Origin of the sequence: Paenibacillus stellifer (genome assembly GCF_000758685.1) — a bacterium.
GTDB lineage: Bacteria > Bacillota > Bacilli > Paenibacillales > Paenibacillaceae > Paenibacillus_AQ > Paenibacillus_AQ stellifer.
The window spans coordinates 1,490,032-1,507,164 of the sequence record NZ_CP009286.1; the positions used below are offsets into that span (position 1 = coordinate 1,490,032).

Genomic DNA, 17,133 nt, shown 5'->3' on the forward strand with positions numbered 1-17,133 from the left:
GCCAGCGGATCAATATTGAGGTGGAGGCGCGTTTGTTATGGCGATTTTTCAACCTTCCGCCGTCATAGGACGGCTGCCGGAGCACTATTTCCGGGCTCTTAAGGAAAAAGTCGCGGATTACCGCGCCAGGGGAATTGACGTCATCGATCTATCAACCGGCAATCCCGACGGACCGACTCCGGAAGCGATCGTCCGCAGCCTGAAGGATGCGGCCGACAAGCCGGAGAATCACGGCTATCCCCCTTTTTACGGCAAGCCGGATACGCTTCGTGCTGTCGCCGAGTTCTATTACCGGGAATACAGCGTGGAGCTGGACCCCGATAAGGAGATTGCGGTCTTTCACGGGTCAGGTACCGGAATTATGGGGATTGCGCATGCCCTCCTGGGAAAAGGCGATGTTCTGCTGACAGCCAATCCGTCATATCCGCCATACTATGCGGCGGCGGCATTGACCGGGGCGGAGGTGCATGCCGTTCCAGTTGAAGAGCACAGCGGCTTTCTCCCGGATTACCGGGAGGTGTCACCGGATATTTTGAAACGGGTTCGGCTGCTGCTGCTGAATTATCCGAACAATCCTACCGGAGCGGTGGCGACGCGGGAATTCTTCGAGCAGATTCTTGAGCTGGCTGCCGAGTATCATTTTCCCGTTGTGAACGACTTCGCTTACGGCTCGCTCGGATTTGACGGACATAAACCAATCAGTCTGCTCCAGATCCCTGGAGCCAAGGAATACGGTGTTGAAATCTATACACTCTCCAAGACCTACAATATGGCGGGCTGGCGCTTCGGCTTCGCGGTCGGGAACGCTTCGGTGATCAGTGCGCTTAGGCTGTATCATACCCATGCGTACAGCACGGTCTTCGGCGCGGTGCAGGATGCCGCCGCCACGGCGCTGCTCGGACCGCAGGATCAGGTGCGGGAGCTTACGGCCAAGTACGAGCGGAGGAGGGATGTGCTCGTCTCCGGACTGCGGGACATCGGATGGGAAGTTGCGGCTCCCAAGGGCACCTTCTTTGCCTGGCTGAAGCTGCCGGAAGGCCGCCGTTCCCGGGAGTTCGCCGACTGGCTGCTGGAGGAAGCCCATGTAGCGGTCGCTCCCGGAGAAGGATTCGGCACATTGGGTGACGCTTATGTGCGTGTTGGGCTTGTGAGCGGGGAGGACCGGATCGCTGAAGCCGTGCGGCGGATTGGCCGGACAGGGATTTTTGGCGATACCGCTATTGCGCTGAATGAAGGGGGGCTTCGGGGATGATCGAGCTGCAGGATATACACAAGTCGTTCACCCGCAAGGGCCGGACGATCCAGGCGCTGAAAGGCGTGTCTTTGAAGGTTGAAAAAGGCGATATTTTCGGCGTCATCGGCTACAGCGGAGCCGGCAAGAGTACCCTGCTCCGGATGGTGAATTATTTGGAGCGCCCGACCAAAGGGCGCGTGCTGGTAGGAGGACAGGCGCTGGATGAGCTCACACCGTCTCAGCTTCGCGCGGAGAAGAAGAAGATCGGCATGATCTTTCAGCACTTCAATCTGCTGGAGTCCAAGACCGTGTATGACAATATCGCAATTCCGCTTGTGCTTCTTAAGCGGAGCAAGCACGAGATCCGCGAGCGTGTGAACGAGCTGCTCTCCTTCATCGGGCTGGCCGACAAAGCGAACAGCTATCCGAAAGAGCTGTCGGGCGGTCAGAAGCAGCGGGTTGGCATCGCCCGGGCGCTGGCCAGCAATCCATCAATTCTGCTGTGCGATGAGGCCACTTCGGCCCTGGACCCGCAGACGACGCGTTCGATTCTTGAATTGCTTCAAAAAATCAATGAAGCGTATTCGATTACTATTCTGATCATTACGCATGAAATGGGCGTCATTCAGCAGATCTGCAACAAGGTTGCCGTGATGGAGAAGGGCGAGATCATCGAGCAGGGCGGGGTGCTTGAGGTGTTCGGGAATCCCGCCCACCCGACAACGGAGAGCTTCGTGCGGACGGTCATTCAGACATCCGTACCGGACAGTGTGCTGCGGACGCTGGAGCCCGAAGGAGCCCCAGGAAGGCTGTTCAAGCTGAAATTCATCGGCAGCAACGCCTCGGAGCCGATTGTTGACAGCCTGGTTCGCACATATGGTGTTGGTATCAATATTTTGTTCGCGAACATGAACGAGATTCAGAACACGACGCTGGGAACGATGATCCTGAAGGTGACAGGCGGCCAGCATGAAGTTGCCAGAGCCGTTGAATTTCTGGAGGCCCGGGGAGTGGAAGTCCGGGAGCTTCATGACGGCACGAACACTCGGGAAGCCGGTCGGGAGAGCGAAGCCGTGGACCTGACCGGAGAATTGTTAGAATCAGTAGAATCGGTGAAGGACAGAGACGGGCAGCATGCCGCAAGCTCTGAGCGAACCGCCGGCATTCATGAAGACTCAAGCTGGCAAGAGCATGAAGGCGAGGGGTTGAATACCCGCGTCCGCCTTATCAAGAAGTCTGAAGGCAGCAGTCAAGCGGCTCCGAAGGATGCCGCAGAGGGCGAATCCGCCGACCATACTGCCGCTAAGGAGGTATCGATTCTATGAACACGATTATTACAGCGGATCAGCTGTTTCAAGCGCTGCGCGAGACGGTGGTCATGGTAGGGGTCTCATTATTCTTCGGTGCGCTGCTCGGCATCCCGATCGGCATCCTGCTGGTGCTTACCCGGCCTGGCGGGATTAAGCAGAATCGGTTCATCTACTCGATTCTCAATCCGCTGATCAACGTCGTCCGGTCCCTTCCTTTTATCATTTTGCTTGTCGCCATTATCCCGTTCACCCGTATGCTGGTCCATACTTCAATTGGAACAAGCGCAGCCATCGTACCGCTGGTCGTGTATGTGGCGCCTTATATCGGCCGGCTTGTCGAGAACTCCCTGCTGGAAGTCAGCCCCGGAATCATGGAGGCGGCGGAGGCAATGGGAGCGACGACGTTTCAGGTCATCCGGCATTTTCTGCTGCCCGAAGCGTTCGGTTCCCTGATTCTGACGATGACTACCGCTACAATCGGCCTGATCGGCGCAACGGCGATGGCGGGAACGGTCGGAGGCGGCGGAATCGGGGATCTTGCCATTTCCTACGGCTACCAGCGGTTTGACACCTTCGTTATCCTGGTTACGGTTGCCATACTGATTCTTTTTGTTCAGGGCATTCAGTCGGCGGGGAACCTCTTGTCCCGCAAAGCGCGCCGGGAATAGCGAGTAAGGCACGGCGAGTAGTGCGGAGAGGGTAGGGCAGCGGCAAGATACAGGCAGGATGGCAGGTACGTGTCACGGCTCAAGGATTTGGTTTGGGAAAAGGAGGGGAAAGCGTTGGAACCTAAAGTGATTGTCCGGGCGGCTCCGCAGGAGTACGTGTGCGGACAGGGAGTCTGGGAGGATTTGCAAAGTCATTTGGAGCGCCGGGGCATCGACTCTGCGCTCGTCGTGCATGGCGGGCGCTCCTGGGAGGCGGCCGCTCCTTATTTTCCGGACGTTCACACCGTCCGGCTGGAGTACTATCGGTACGGCGGCGAATGCACCTATTCCGAACGGGATACGATTGCTTCGAAGGTGACGGAGTTTGGAGTGCAGGCTCTTATCGCCGTGGGCGGGGGCAAAGTCAGCGATTCGGCGAAAGCGGCGGCCGCGCTGCTGCGCATACCCGTTATTATTTTGCCGACGCTGGCAGCGACTTGCTCGCCCTGGTCCTCATTAAGCGTCATGTATGACGCTTCGGGGACGGCGGTTGGATATGAGGTGTATCCGCACAGCAATGCGCTCGTGCTGGTGGAGCCGCTTGTGCTTCTGGAATCGCCAAAGGAGCTCCTGGTAGCCGGAGTCGGCGATACACTGGCCAAATGGTATGAAGCCGATGCGATTATCGCCCATCTGCCGAGTGTCGCCGAAGAAATTGCCATCGCTCATTACGCCGCGCGCAGATGCCGCGACAATCTGCTTGCGTTCGCCGCGGAGGCTCTGGCCGCCCAGGAAGCCGGAACGCTGAATGAGGCGTTTGTCCGGGTCGTGGAGACCATCTTCCTCACCGCCGGACTTGTAGGCGGATTCGGAGAAGATTACGGCCGCACCGCAGCAGCTCATTCTATTCACGACGGCCTGACCGTTCTGCCGCAGTCGCATGATCTGCTTCATGGCAGCAAGGTGGCTTACGGTGTAATCCTGCAGCTGCTTCTGGAAGGCAAGCGGGAAGAGATCGCCTCGCTGCTGCCCTTCTATGAGGCGTTAGGCTTGCCTGCTTCGCTGGAAGATATGGGGCTTGGCGGACTTAGCCGGGCCGAACGGCTGGCAGTAGGAGTCCGGGCCACCGAACCCGGGGCCTCCATCCATCGGATGCAGGGGCATTTCGACGCGGAGCTGGTGGCAGATGCGATGGAGGAACTCGAGTCTGTGGTGACTGATCTGCGGGCCAAAGCTGCCGGTCAGCCCGGACAGCCTGGACAGCCCGGACCCACCCAGGCCGCTGTCCCGGAGCAGAAGCGGGTAAGTGCGGGGAGACGTTAATTCCCGAAGCAAGCGGAGGAAATGCAAACAACTATGCTGCGTCCGGGTTATCCGGCCGCCGGCGCTTGCAGCACTGGGCCTTTCTTGGTCCGCAAGCGCCGATGAAGGAGAGAACGATGGGAATCGCGATTATCGGAGCGATGGAAGAAGAGATTGCGTGGCTGCGCAGCCGGGTGGAGCAGCCGATCCAGACAGAAGCCGCAGGGGGAACATTCTACAGCGGAACGCTTGCGGGCCGGGAGGTTGTGCTGCTCCGGGGCGGAGTCGGCAAAGTCAACGCGGCGCTGACCGCCGCGCTTCTGATCGAGCGCTGGCAGCCTGAGCTGATCGTGAATATCGGCTCGGCGGGAGGCATCGGCGACGGTCTTCGGATCGGCGACGTTGTAGTCGGTACGGAACATGCATACAGTGACGTGGATGCGACGGCGTTCTCCCGTTACGAGTACGGGCAGGTGCCGCGCATGCCTGCACGCTACAAGGCAGCGGAGCAGCTTGTGGCGGCGGCTCTGCGGCTGGCGGTTGCGCAGCCGGATCTCAGAGTTGTGTCCGGTCTCATCACGACCGCCGATTCCTTTATCGGAAACCGGGATGCCGCCGACCTTATACGAACCCGGTTTCCGCAGTCGCTGGTCACGGATATGGAAAGCGCGGCGATCGCCCAAGCCGCCTATTGGTTCCGGGTGCCTTTTCTCGCGGTTCGGTCGGTTTCGGATATCGCAGGCGGCGGAGCCGGAGAGCTGTTCGAAGGCAATCTGGAGCTGGCGGCGCTGAATTCGGCAAAGTTCGCGCTGGAGCTGATTAGCGGGGGCTTGCCGGATGTCGGCGAAGATGCTGACGCCGGTGTACCGCTTGAAGACGACGAGCGGGTGTCCGGCGAGGTCACGAGCTGAAGAATCAAGACCCGGCTTCAAGCCGGTATAGTAAGACATAGCAATATACAAAGGAGCGCGGAACCCGCTTATTGCGGTTTCGCGCTCCTTTATATTTGACCGGCCTTTGGCCCGACCGTCCGTATAAGCTGATCTCAGAGACACCGCAAGTTACAACCGTAAGTTACAACCGCAAGTCTCCACTGCAAGCTGTAACCCGCCGCAAGCTGCATTCTCAAGTCCGCTATTAGATCGTCTGCAAAATAAATTTATCGATAACTTGCTTGACGCCGTCTTCGTTGTTGCTGGCCGTCACATAGTTTGCAATTTCCTTCAGCGCCGGAATAGCGTTCGCCATCGCTACGCCGAGACCGGCCGTTTCAAGCATTTCATGGTCATTCCAGGAGTCGCCGACGGCAATTGTCTGGGACAGGTCGCAATTAAAATAATCGGCCAGGAACTCCAGCGCCAGCCCTTTAGTTCCTTCCTTATGCATAATTTCGAGAAAATGCGGCTTCGATTTCGTAATATGGACTTCTTCGCCCAGCAGCTCGTGAAGCTTGGGGGCAAGCTCATCCAGGAAATCGGGATCATCAATAATGAGCAGCTTGGGCGTCTGGTAGTCCAGAAGCTTTTTCCAATCGGGCTCGATATAGTATTGGGTCTTGTTCAGGGCTGCATAATCGATAAGCTTCTGGTTCTCTTCGCGGGAGTACAGCTTGTCGTCAATGTAGGTCTGCAGGTGAAGGTTGTGCTCAATGCAGTATTCGAACAGCTTGCGGACAGCATCCTGCGGCACATAGCGCTCGTACAGCACCTTCTCGTCCAGCAAATTCTTGACCAGCGCACCTTGATACGTGATGATCGGCACGTTGAGTCCGGTTTGGCGGGCAATCGCCTGGGCGGAAGCGTAGGCGCGTCCCGTGGCGAGCGTCACGACAACGCCGGCGGCTACAGCGGCTTCCAGCGCCTGCTGGGTGGCGGGCGTTACTTCTTTGTCGTCATTGATCAGCGTATCGTCGATATCGATGGCAATCAGTTTATACATTCGGTTCTCTCCTTCTCGTCTCTTTACGTCTCTAATGCTGCCGGACCGGGCCGGGGATGTCGGCCGAAGCCCCATAAGGCGGACCCAGAGCCTGTCGCGTTAGCCAGAGTCCTTCAAGGAGGACTGGGAGGCTTCGCTCTCCCATCTCAGAGCAGCCCGGAGTGCGGTCCGGCAGCCGTGGCAAGCTGACCAAATTGTATCCCAAAACCGCCAAGCCGACAAGGCGGGACGTGGTTGTGCAGGCTTCGCCCAGCTTGAAGCAACAGGCTGAAGGAACATGCTGGACAAATGCAGCGCGCCTTGGTATACTGCGATAGCCGTACATTTGTTCTCATTTGTAAGGATTGGCCCGAAAGGAGCAGGAACAAGGCAATGATGGGCAAATCCCACCTGGTGATCAGCACCGGGCTTACCCTGTCGGCCATGCAGCTGGCCGGCCTGCATATCGGAGTACCCGCCGTCGCCGTAACGGTCTTAAGCTCCCTGCTGCCTGATATCGACGAGCCGAATTCGCTGCTCGTGCGCAAGGCGCTTCCGACATTTCTGCTGCGCATCCTTCAGCTGGCGCTCATTGCGGGAGCCATCTATTGGTATTTGGCCGGGATATCGCCGTATCCCTGGAATCTCGTCATGGCACTGCTTGTCGCCAGTGTCGCGTTCCTGCCGGGGCGAAGACTGCGCCAACTGGTCATGCTGCTGCTTGCCGCGACGCTCATGGCGTATGGAAATGCCTTTGATCCCTGGAACGCGATTGTCGGCTGTATTCTGGTGATTGCCGCAGTCGTCCCCCACCGAGGACTGACCCATACGCTGTACGGGCTCGCCGGATGGACGGCGCTGCTGTATTTTGCGGGCCGCTTGATCGAGGGCGGAGACACTCTGTGGATCGCCGGAGGCCTATCCTACGGCCTGCATTTGCTGGCCGATTCGCTCACTCAGCGCGGCATTACTCCGCTTCCGCCGCTCGAATGGAAGCTCCGGCTCAAGCTGATGAGCACCGGGACGAAGAAAGGCGGAGCACTGGAGGCGATCTTCGTCATGCTGACGCTGGCGGTGGTCACTTATACGTTTGTACTGACCCGGTAGAATGGAGGCGCAAGCTGCCGGACAATCGAATAGTCATTCAGGCGCGAAGCATCCGGGCGATACTCCATTCCCGGATGCTTCGTTTTCTATATCGCTGGCGACAGACGGAGGGAGCGACAATATTACCGGCTAAGTGCACTAGGAACGTAGAACAACAGGGGCGAAGGGCAGGAAGAGGCAAGAGGCAAGAGGCAAGAGTTGAAGATGCGTCGGTTTCACTGGAAAGCGGGCGGTCGTGTTTGGTTTAGAGGCAAGAAAGGTAAAATGTAAAAAGGAGCTATTGCCTTCAGGAGGGCAAGAAAAGGAGCGAAAAAGGAGCGATAGAAACCATGCCGCAACCAATCGTTGAGACCGCATACGGCAGACTGCAGGGCATCACGGCTCATGGGGTAAGAGCCTTCAAGGGCATTCCCTACGCCAGCCCCCCTGTCGGAGATTTGAGATTCCGTGCACCGGCGGCGCCGAAACCTTGGGATGGGGTAAGGGATGCCTCGCATTTTGGCCCCTTTTGTCCACAGCCGGGCGGCGGAGCAGGCGGGGTGTTCGGCGAAGCCGACGGAGGAGCCGGCATGTCCGAGGACTGTCTGTATTTGAATGTATGGACACCGGAAGACACCGGAGATGGAGCGCTTCCCGTCATGGTCTGGATTCATGGCGGGGCCTTCGAGACCGGTTCGGGCAGCATTCCGGCCTATGACGGAACCGCGCTTGCCGCCCGGGGCAAGGTCGTGGTCGTGACCTTGAATTATCGGCTGGGTCCGCTGGGCTTCCTTCAGCTGCATTCCCTGCACGAAGACTTCGCGCCCAACGCGGGCTTGCTCGACCAGCTCGCGGCTCTGCGCTGGGTGCAGGGCAATATCGCCGCTTTCGGAGGAGACCCCGAAAGCGTGACCGTCTTCGGCGAATCGGCCGGCAGCATGAGCATCGCGGCGCTGCTGGCGATGCCCGGCGCCAAGGGCCTGTTCGCCCGGGCCATTATGGAGAGCGGCGCGTCGCAGGCGCTGAGCGCTGAGCAGGCCCGCGCCATCTGCGCCGGGCTGCTGGAGGAGCTCGGCCTCCCGCCGCAGGAGGCCGGTCGGCTCCGGGCGATGCCCGCCGCCGAATTGATCGAGGCGGGCGAGCGCATGAAGCGGCGGATGGGCGGCATGGGCATGCCGTTCCAGCCGTTCATCGATCCGGCGACGCTGCCCGTGCCGCCGATCGAAGCGGTCCGCTGCGGCGCAGCAGCGGGAATACCCTTGCTGATCGGCACGAACCGGGACGAGGGGGCGCTCTTCTTCCGGCCGGATTCGCCGAGTGTGCCGGATGAAGTGATCGCCAGTGCCATGGAGCTGCTTAGCGGCGATCATCGCGTGAAGCCGTTCATCTCGCGTTACGCCTCCGATTTCGAGGGGCGGGCGGAGCTGATGACCGACCTCTATTTCTGGCGGGGTGCGCTGGAGTTCGCCATGGGGCAGAGCAGCCATGCTCCGGTCTGGATGTACCGGTTCGACTGGACGCTGCCGTCGCATCCGCTGCTCCGCAAGGCGGTCCATGCCGCCGAAATCCCGTTCGTATTCGGCACGCTGCCTTTTCTGCAGCAGGCGGGTCTTCAGATTCCTCCAGCAGGGTTCGCGCTGTCCGAACAGATGCAGGAAGCCTGGATCGCCTTCGCGCACGGCTGTCCGCCGGGCGATCCCGGAGAGTGGCCGGTCTACGAGAGCGGGGAGCGGGCGACGATGATCTTCGGCGACCACAGTCTCATGGTCAAGGACCCCGATGCGGACAAGCGCCTTGTGCTGGGCATCTGATCTTCAGGCGCAGCGGCCCAAACCCAAAAAAGGAGAGGACCGGCGCAGCCGGCTCTCTCCTTTGTCTTTTTCACCATATCTCAGTAACTCATTACCCGGAAACGACGCTTATTCCGACTCTTCCAGAAAAATAAGTCCGATCACATCCTCCGGCTCAATGCGTCCGAAGTAATGCTTCAGATCCAGCGGAGCCAGCGCTTCCCGGACCTCTGTCTCCTCATAGCGCTTGCCGCGCAGCGCGTTCTCCACATCGGCCACATCGCCCACGCCGAAGAAGTCTCCGTAAATCTTGATGTCCTCGATCCGCGCATCCTTGATGTCCATCCGGATATCGACGATGCCGCCCGGGAACTTCACCGCATGCTTGACGTTGCTCTTCGGCGACTGGCCGTAGTTCCAGTCCCAGTTCCGGTAGCGCTCCTCGGAGATTTGGCTGATCTTGCTCCAGTCCTCGTCGGTCAACTTGTACTGCGGCACCTCCGATGGGTCCATGCCGAAGATGGAACGCAGCAGCCCGGCGCGGAACTCCTCGATCGACATATCGGTTCCGAGCAGGTCCTTGATGTTGGCGACCCGGCTGCGGACGGATTTCGTGCTCTTGGACTTGAATTTGGCCGGATTGGCCTTCAAGGAGTTATGCACTTCGTCGAGATCCGAATTGAACATCAGGGTCCCGTGGCTGAACATGCGTCCTTTGGTGGCGAACTGGGCGTTGCCGGAGATTTTCTGCTCACCGACCTGCAAGTCGTTGCGTCCGCTCAGCTCCGCATTCACTCCCATGCTTCTCAAATAATCGATGACCGGCTGGGTGAATTTCAGAAAGTTATGGAATGATTCGCCGTCGTCTTTGGTCAGGAAGCTGAAGTTGAGGTTGCCGAGATCGTGATAGACCGCGCCGCCGCCGGACAGCCGCCGGACGACCTGGATATTGTGGTCTTTGACATATTCCTGGTTGATCTCTTCGATCGTATTTTGATGCTTGCCGATAATGATGGACGGACTGTTAATATAGAACAGAAGGTAGCTGTCATCCATGGGGAGATGCTTCAGCACGTATTCCTCAATCGCCAGATTGATGGAGGCGTCCGTGATCCCCGCGTTGTCGATAAAGAGCATGATTCATTCCTCCGCTTCAGCACTTTGAATACAGCTATAATTGTAAACCAAAGTCTGCTTTTTCACAAAAAAGCCATGGACAACCCAACCATACCACAATACGCGGAAAACGGCTCTTGCGCGGTTCTTTTGCCGGGGAGTGGAATGTGACATGATAAGGAAGAAGGAGAGAGAAGGATGTTCAACGATTTCAAGCTGGCCGAGGGCCGGCCGGTCTACCTCCAGATCAAGGATTATATGAAGCGTCTGATCGTCCAGGGCGCGATCCAGGCGGACCGGCGGCTGCCTGCCACTCGGGAACTGGCCGCGCTGCTTGGCGTCGGGCGGGGAACGATCATCGCCGCATACGCGGAGCTTGAGGCAGACGGCTTCGCTTACACCGTCCAGGGCAAGGGAAGCTTCGCCACTAGCGTCAAGCCGCAGAGCGGAAGCGGCGGCGAAGAGCCGGAAGACGCCGGAAGGATCGGCTGGGAGGACCGTATCAGCGACTATGCCCTGATGGCCGAAGAGCTTGATCTGATGAAGCGCGGCATCCGGGCGTCCAAGGGAACCATTTCGTTCACGAGCATTGCGCCGGACGAGAAGCTGTTCGATCTGGACAGCGTGAAGCGCGCTTTTCTCGACCGGATGTCGATGGAAGGCCATGTGCTCCTGAATTACGGCTATGCCAAGGGCTACAAGCCCTTGATCGATTATTTGCTGGATTATATGGCCCGCAAGGGTGTGGATACACGGAATCAGGATATGTTGATCACGAGCGGCTTCACCGAGGGCTTTGACCTCGTACTCTCGACCGTCAAGAAAGTGAGCGGCAGAGTGCTGTGCGAGAATCCGACCCATAACACCGCCATCAAGAACCTGAAGCTGCACGGCTTTCAGATTCGCGGTGTTCCGATGGAAGCGGATGGTCTGAATCTGGAGGAGCTGAAGGAAGCGCTGGATGAGGGGGATTATGATCTGGTCTATCTTGTGCCCTCTTACCACAATCCTACCGGAACCGTCATGTCCCTTCGCAAAAGGCTGGAGCTGATGGAGCTGATGAACCGCCGGGGCATTCCCGTCATCGAGGACGGCTTCAATGAAGAGCTGCGGTACTCCGGTTCGCATGTGGCGCCGCTGGCGGCGCTCGGCTCGGCGGAAGGCGGTGTCGTCTATATCGGAAGCTTCTCGAAGGTGTTGTTTCCGGGACTGCGGGTAGGGTGGGTGCTCGGCGACCGGCGGCTGATCGGCGTTCTGGAGAGCGTGAAGCGTGCCAGAAGCATTCATACCTCGACGCTGGACCAGTCGCTGCTCTATCAATATTTGCATAACGGCAATCTGGAAAAATATCTCCGCCGCGCCCGGGCCGAATACAAGCGGAAATATGAGCTGACGCTGGCGTGCTGCCGGGAGAAGGTGCCGTTCTCCTCGCTGTCGGGAGACGGCGGGCTGCATCTGTTCATGACATTTGAGCCGGGATTAAATACGCGGGATCTGCTGGCGGCCTGCCAGCAGCGGGGCGTGATCTTCACGCCGGGCGATTCGTTCTTCACGGACGGAGGCGGGCAGAACACGCTGCGCCTGGGCTTCTCCCGGGTAAGCGACGAGAATATCCGCCGGGGCGTCTCGATCATCGGCGAGGAGGCGAAGCGGCTGCTTAAGAACCGTTAGCCATAAATAGGCAACAATTAATTGACAATCGACAACAGAGGGAAAGGATGCGGGGAGCATGAAGGTTGGCGTTATTATGGGAGGAACATCGTCGGAGCGGGGAGTCTCGCTGAAGACAGGAGCGGAAATGCTGAGAGGGCTGGAACAGGCCAAGTACGAGGCGGTTCCGGTAGTTGTGGACCGGAGAGAGAATCTCGCAGATCAGGTTCGCGGCCTGGATTTCGCGCTGCTCGCGCTGCATGGCGCATTCGGTGAGGACGGAACCGTCCAGGCTGTGCTCGAGACGCTTGGCATCCCGTACAGCGGCAGCGGGATGCTGTCCAGCGCCATCTGCATGGATAAGGATATGACGAAGCGGCTGCTTCGGGCTTCTGGCATTCCAACCGCTGACTGGCTGTGCCTGGAGAAGATCGGTGAATATAGCGCCGAGGCCGCTTCGAAGCTCGGCTTCCCGCTGATCGTCAAGCCGTCCGCAGGCGGCTCCAGCATCGGCATGTCCAAGGTGAAGAAGCCGGAGGAGCTGTATCCTGCCGTGGCAGAAGCGTTCCGCCAGGAGCAGCCCGTAATGCTGGAAGCCTTCGTTAAAGGCATGGAGTTGACCTGCTCCATTCTGGACGGCGAGGTTCTGCCGATCCTTCAGATTGTCCCGAACCATGCAGAGTGGTTCGACTATAACGCCAAGTACAGCGCGGGCGGGGCGATGGAGGAGGTAGCCGATCTGCCTCCGGAGCTTGAGAGCCGGGTGAAGGAGACGGCGCTGGCCTGCTGGCGCGCGCTGAAATGCGGCGTCTACGCCAGAGTCGACGTCATCGTCTCGGACGGGGTTCCCTATGTGCTGGAGGTTAACACGCTGCCGGGCATGACCTCGGCCAGCCTATTGCCCAAGAGCGCGAAGGCCGCCGGCTTGACGTTCAGCGGCCTGCTGGATACCATCATCTCCCTGTCGCTGAAGGAGAGAGGGGTGCCGCAGCATGTCGGTTGAACAGTTGCGGATCAACCCCCTTGTCCGGGAGCTGCCGCCTTCCGGTATCCGCGCGTTCTTCGACCAGGCCGCAAAACGTCAGGACGTCATCTCGCTTGGAGTCGGCGAACCCGATTTCAAAGTTCCCGATCATGTGCGCGACGCCGTCTTCGCTGCTCTGAGCCGGGGCGAAAGCGGCTATACTTCCAATCGCGGGCTCCCGGAGCTGCGGCGTGAGCTGGCCGGCTACCTGGCCTCCGGCTTCGGGCTCTCCTATGACCCGGAGGATGAGATTATTGTGACGGCCGGAAGCAGCCAGGGGCTGGATCTCGCGCTGCGGACCGTTATTACGCCGGGTGACGAGGTGATCATCCCGGCTCCGGGCTACGTAGCCTACGCACCCATGGTATCTCTATGCGGCGGGAAGCCGGTTCCCGTCATGACCCGGATGGAGGAAGGATTCAAGCTGACTGCGGATGCGCTCCGCCGCGCCATCACGCCGCGCACCCGGGCGCTCGTCGTGAATTATCCGAACAATCCGACCGGAGCCGTTATGACCCGGGAGGACTGGGGGCCAGTTGCAGAGGTTGCAAAGGCCCATGATCTGATCATCATTTCGGATGAAGTATACGCCGAACTGACCTATGGAAGCCGGCATGCCAGCGTCGCCGCGCTTCCGGGCATTAGGGAGCGGACGATTGTGGTCAGCGGCTTCTCCAAGGCTTTTGCCATGACCGGCTGGCGTGTTGGCTATGTCTGCTCGGGGGCGGACCTGTCGGCGCCCATGCTGAAGATTCACCAGTACACGGCCATGTGTGCTCCGGCGCCGGGCCAGATCGCCGCCCTGCAATCACTTCGGGCCGGACTGGGCGATAAGGACATAAGAAAAGCCGCCTTTCAAAGGCGGCGGGATGAATTTATTCAAGGCTTGAACCGGATCGGACTGCCTTGCCGCCTTCCGGAGGGCGCATTTTACGCCTTCCCTTCAGTGGCCGGCATTGGCCTGAGCGCGGAAGTGTTCGCGCAGCGCCTGCTGCGAGAAGCCGGCGTTGCGGTCGTTCCGGGCACCGCCTTCGGACCCGAAGGCGAAGAGCATGTCCGGTGCTCCTATGCTGCTTCCTCCGAGACGCTGAGAGAGGCGCTCGAGCGGATCGCCCGGTTCATGGACAATCTGAATCTGACCCGTGAACCGGTAATGGCCCGGATTCCGGCAGAGATCAGATCTTGAACTGGCGCACCGCTTCCTGCATCTGCAGCATTTGCTTGTACAGGCGTTCGACCGTGCCCGCGTTCTCCGTCATCTGCTCCCGCAGAGCCTGATAGTTGTCGGACAGATGCTCCGCGCCTTCCTGCGATTTGGAAGTGATTTTGGCCGTCTCCTCCACGGAGGCGGTAACCTCTTCCGTACCGGCGGTAATTTGCTGGGTCGCAGCCGAGACGGACTGGATGCTCTGGTTGATGCTTTGAATGAGGACAGACAAATAATTGAAGGCATTGCCCGCTTCCTCGACCCGGCCGAGGCCGGAAGAGACTTCGGCATTCACCGCGTTCATGCTGCTGACGGAGCGCTGCATTTCCTCGCGCAGGCCGATCAGGAACTGGCCGATCTGCTCTGTCGCTTCCTTCGACTGCTCAGCGAGCTTCCGGACTTCTCCGGCCACGACCGCAAAGCCGCGTCCGTGCTCGCCCGCGCGGGCCGCTTCAATGGAAGCGTTGAGGGACAGCATCTGAATCTGCTTCGTAATCTCCGCAATGCTCTGCACGACATCTCCAATCCGGTGCGAATGTTCGTCCATCCGCCGGATCTGCTCCAGCGATTCCGCCGAGGCTTGTCCGACCTGGTGCATCTGGTCAACCGCCTGCTGGGCGGTTTGATTGCCGCTGACGGCCCGGGCCGAGGCTTCGATAATCTGCTCCGACACTTCCCCGGCCGCCGAGGCGATGTGGGTGATGCCCTGGCTGATTTCCTCCATAGCGCGCGCGTTATCCGCGGCGCTTACTGTCATTTGTCGGCTGCCCTGGCTGATTTCCTCAACGAACAGGGTGGATTGTTCGGACTGTTCGCGGATGCTGTCCACCCCGTCCTTCAACTCCTTGGTACCTGCCATGACGGTGCCGGCCGTGTCCAGCACCTGGCCGATCAGAACCTTCAGCCGCTCGGACATTACCCGGAAGCTGTCGGCCAGCCGGCCGATTTCATCCTTGCTCTGAATCGTCAACTCCTCGGTGAAGTCGCCTTCGGCCAGCCGGTCGCTGTAAGCCGCCAGTCTGGTGATCGGTTTGGTAATGCGGCGGCTCAGGAAGTATGACGCTCCCATGCCGAGAGCTACCGCCAGCAGCGTAATCCACGTGCTGGTCCATAAAATGCTCTTCATCTTATCCTGCACAAACGTCATATCGGAGCTTACGCCGACGACGAGACTGCTGCCGGGAATGCCGACATAAGCCGTCTTGTGGACACCGTGGCTGTCGGAATAGATGCCGCTGAGGGTGTTTTTTCCCTTGGCCGCATCAGCCAGCTCCGGAGTAAGCTCAAGCTCTTCCTTCCGCTTAAGTTCCGAGCCGTGATCCGCGCTTAGCACAGTCGCTTTGCCGTCATTGACCTCCGCCAGAAAGATGGTCTCCACATTGTGCTGTTGCCGCTTGTCCTTGAAATAGAACGCAACAGTCGAAGACGCTTCGTCATTGCTGCGGGCCTGCTGGGCATTGGTCGAGTTCAGCGACTTGTAAATATCCTGGGAGGCCGAGGTCAGCAGCTTATCGATTTGGGGGACAACATAGTTGTCGATGGTGTTCTTCGATATAAAGTAGAAACTGACACTTAGCAGCAGCGAAGTGAACAACAGGGCAGCGAGCAGCAGCAGCATAAATTTTCGGCCAATGGTATGCATGATCCGAAACATAGCGTTTCTCTCCTTTAATATGTATAATTTCCCATATCCGCCGGCGCGTTCGGCACAACAGCGGGACCTTGCTTCCCGGGTTAGTTCACATGGCCTAACTTACAACCTGGTACAAAGACATGGATTACGGGTACTGCCTACTATTTTATTAAATTAACCTGCGGTTGAATAGGTAGATTATAGGCGATGTCAGGTATATTTTTTCAGTAATTCACGGTTTATTACGAATTTTTTCGTAAATCTATCTTTTTTTCAGAAACTAATCATATTTCAGGGAAAAAAAGTTAAAATTTTTTTCAATAAAGAGCTTGGCATCTAGTCTCGTCTGATCGGATATGTTAGAGTGAAACATGCAAAAATAGAAGGTAAGGGAGACAAGCATGTTCAACTTGATATGGGGCATTTTATTCGTTCTGGTTAACTTTGCATTTTTTCTGCTCTGCTACCGGCTGTTCGGCAAAAAAGGAATGTACGCCTGGATCGGGGTAGCCACCGTTATCGCCAACATTCAAGTCGCCAAGACGATCGCGATGCCGTTCGATATCGTCATGACGCTCGGCAATACGATGTACGTAACGCTGTATATGACAAGCGATCTATTGAATAAGAAATACGGGCGGGCCGAGGCGCAGAAGGCGGTCTGGTTCGGTTTCTTCACCTTGATAATGACAACGGTAATCATGCAGATGGTTCTCGTATTTAAGCCTGCTGCCGATGATATGGCCCAACCGTCGCTGGAGACGATCTTCGGACTGCTTCCGCGGCTTGCGCTGGGCAGCCTGAGCGCCTATTTTGTCAGCCAACTGCTCGATGTGCGGCTGTATACGTGGATCCGGAAGTTCTTCGGAACACCGGGCCAGCTGTGGATCCGTTCGAACGGCAGCACCATGTTCAGCTCGTTCGTCGATACACTGATCTTCTGTACGATCGCTTTTGCGGGACTGTACAACTGGGAAGTGTGGTTTGAAATTTTGTTCACGACCTATCTGGTCAAATTTCTGCTGACGGCCGCCGGAACGCCCGTCCTCTACATCGCCCGGAGCTTCCGCTTCCCGGAGGACGAGCCCGAGCGCGGGAACAGCCGGAACCGGGAGCGATCTCTATAGAGCCGCCGGCAGGATGCCGGAATCGTTGTATCCATTAAGCCAATAAGCCAAAAGAAACGGGAGGGAACAGGATGGGGCATTCGCACCATC

Annotated in this window: 13 protein-coding genes and 1 pseudogene; 11 read left to right on the forward strand and 3 right to left on the reverse strand. The window is 58.4% G+C overall.

The window, feature by feature from the left end; genetic code table 11:
• Positions 1–37: 37 nt before the first annotated feature.
• The 5 genes and pseudogenes from PSTEL_RS06790 (at position 38) to PSTEL_RS06810 (ending at position 5,404) form a co-directional block, all read left to right on the forward strand.
• A complete protein-coding gene (locus PSTEL_RS06790; RefSeq protein ID WP_052098244.1) occupies positions 38–1,252 on the forward strand; it encodes an aminotransferase class I/II-fold pyridoxal phosphate-dependent enzyme in 1,215 nt (404 codons plus the stop codon).
• A pseudogene (locus PSTEL_RS06795) lies at positions 1,249–2,262 on the forward strand (methionine ABC transporter ATP-binding protein); the annotation flags it as partial. The gene PSTEL_RS06790 and the pseudogene PSTEL_RS06795, both read left to right, overlap by 4 nt.
• Positions 2,263–2,555: 293 nt before the next feature.
• A complete protein-coding gene (locus tag PSTEL_RS06800; RefSeq protein WP_038694380.1) occupies positions 2,556–3,212 on the forward strand; it encodes a methionine ABC transporter permease in 657 nt (218 codons plus the stop codon).
• A gap of 114 nt (positions 3,213–3,326) precedes the next feature.
• Positions 3,327–4,514, forward strand: coding sequence for an iron-containing alcohol dehydrogenase family protein (locus PSTEL_RS06805; RefSeq protein ID WP_084064795.1), 1,188 nt, complete (start codon positions 3,327–3,329; stop codon positions 4,512–4,514).
• A gap of 116 nt (positions 4,515–4,630) precedes the next feature.
• A complete protein-coding gene (locus PSTEL_RS06810; RefSeq protein WP_084064797.1) occupies positions 4,631–5,404 on the forward strand; it encodes a 5'-methylthioadenosine/adenosylhomocysteine nucleosidase in 774 nt (257 codons plus the stop codon).
• A 226-nt stretch (positions 5,405–5,630) separates the two neighbouring features.
• Here PSTEL_RS06810 and PSTEL_RS06815 read toward each other — a convergent pair whose 3' ends face one another.
• Complete coding sequence (locus tag PSTEL_RS06815) at positions 5,631–6,431, reverse strand: Cof-type HAD-IIB family hydrolase (RefSeq protein WP_038694381.1); 801 nt, start codon at positions 6,429–6,431, stop codon at positions 5,631–5,633.
• Between the two features lie 372 nt (positions 6,432–6,803).
• Here PSTEL_RS06815 and PSTEL_RS06820 point away from each other — a divergent pair, with 372 nt between their 5' ends.
• Together PSTEL_RS06820 and PSTEL_RS06825 are read left to right on the forward strand one after the other, a co-directional pair.
• Entirely contained in the window at positions 6,804–7,517 is a 714-nt protein-coding gene (locus tag PSTEL_RS06820) for a metal-dependent hydrolase (protein WP_038694382.1), read from the forward strand.
• A gap of 329 nt (positions 7,518–7,846) precedes the next feature.
• Positions 7,847–9,307 (forward strand): carboxylesterase/lipase family protein, encoded by a 1,461-nt coding sequence (locus tag PSTEL_RS06825; protein WP_038694383.1) that lies wholly within the window; start codon positions 7,847–7,849, stop codon positions 9,305–9,307.
• Between the two features lie 108 nt (positions 9,308–9,415).
• Here the strand turns inward: PSTEL_RS06825 and lplA are convergent, their stop codons facing one another.
• Positions 9,416–10,423: a lipoate--protein ligase gene (lplA, locus tag PSTEL_RS06830; RefSeq protein ID WP_038694384.1), complete on the reverse strand. Its 1,008-nt coding sequence runs from the start codon at positions 10,421–10,423 to the stop codon at positions 9,416–9,418.
• Positions 10,424–10,600: 177 nt separating this feature from the next.
• On the opposite strand from lplA, the gene PSTEL_RS06835 reads away from it, so the two are divergent.
• From PSTEL_RS06835 to PSTEL_RS06845, 3 genes are read left to right on the forward strand one after another with little or no spacing between them, the layout of a single operon-like run.
• Positions 10,601–12,073, forward strand: coding sequence for an aminotransferase-like domain-containing protein (locus tag PSTEL_RS06835; protein ID WP_038694385.1), 1,473 nt, complete (start codon positions 10,601–10,603; stop codon positions 12,071–12,073).
• Positions 12,074–12,131: 58 nt separating this feature from the next.
• Entirely contained in the window at positions 12,132–13,055 is a 924-nt protein-coding gene (locus PSTEL_RS06840) for a D-alanine--D-alanine ligase (RefSeq protein WP_038694386.1), read from the forward strand.
• Positions 13,045–14,262, forward strand: a complete 1,218-nt coding sequence (locus tag PSTEL_RS06845; protein ID WP_038694387.1) for a pyridoxal phosphate-dependent aminotransferase — start codon at positions 13,045–13,047, stop codon at positions 14,260–14,262. The genes PSTEL_RS06840 and PSTEL_RS06845 overlap by 11 nt, the downstream gene beginning before the upstream one ends.
• On the opposite strand, the gene PSTEL_RS06850 is transcribed toward PSTEL_RS06845, so the two are convergent.
• Positions 14,252–15,937, reverse strand: a complete 1,686-nt coding sequence (locus PSTEL_RS06850; RefSeq protein WP_038694388.1) for a methyl-accepting chemotaxis protein — start codon at positions 15,935–15,937, stop codon at positions 14,252–14,254. The genes PSTEL_RS06845 and PSTEL_RS06850 overlap by 11 nt on opposite strands.
• A 380-nt stretch (positions 15,938–16,317) precedes the next feature.
• Between PSTEL_RS06850 and PSTEL_RS06855 the strand changes: the two genes are divergently transcribed.
• Positions 16,318–17,043, forward strand: a complete 726-nt coding sequence (locus tag PSTEL_RS06855) for a queuosine precursor transporter (protein WP_038694389.1) — start codon at positions 16,318–16,320, stop codon at positions 17,041–17,043.
• Positions 17,044–17,133 lie beyond the last annotated feature (90 nt).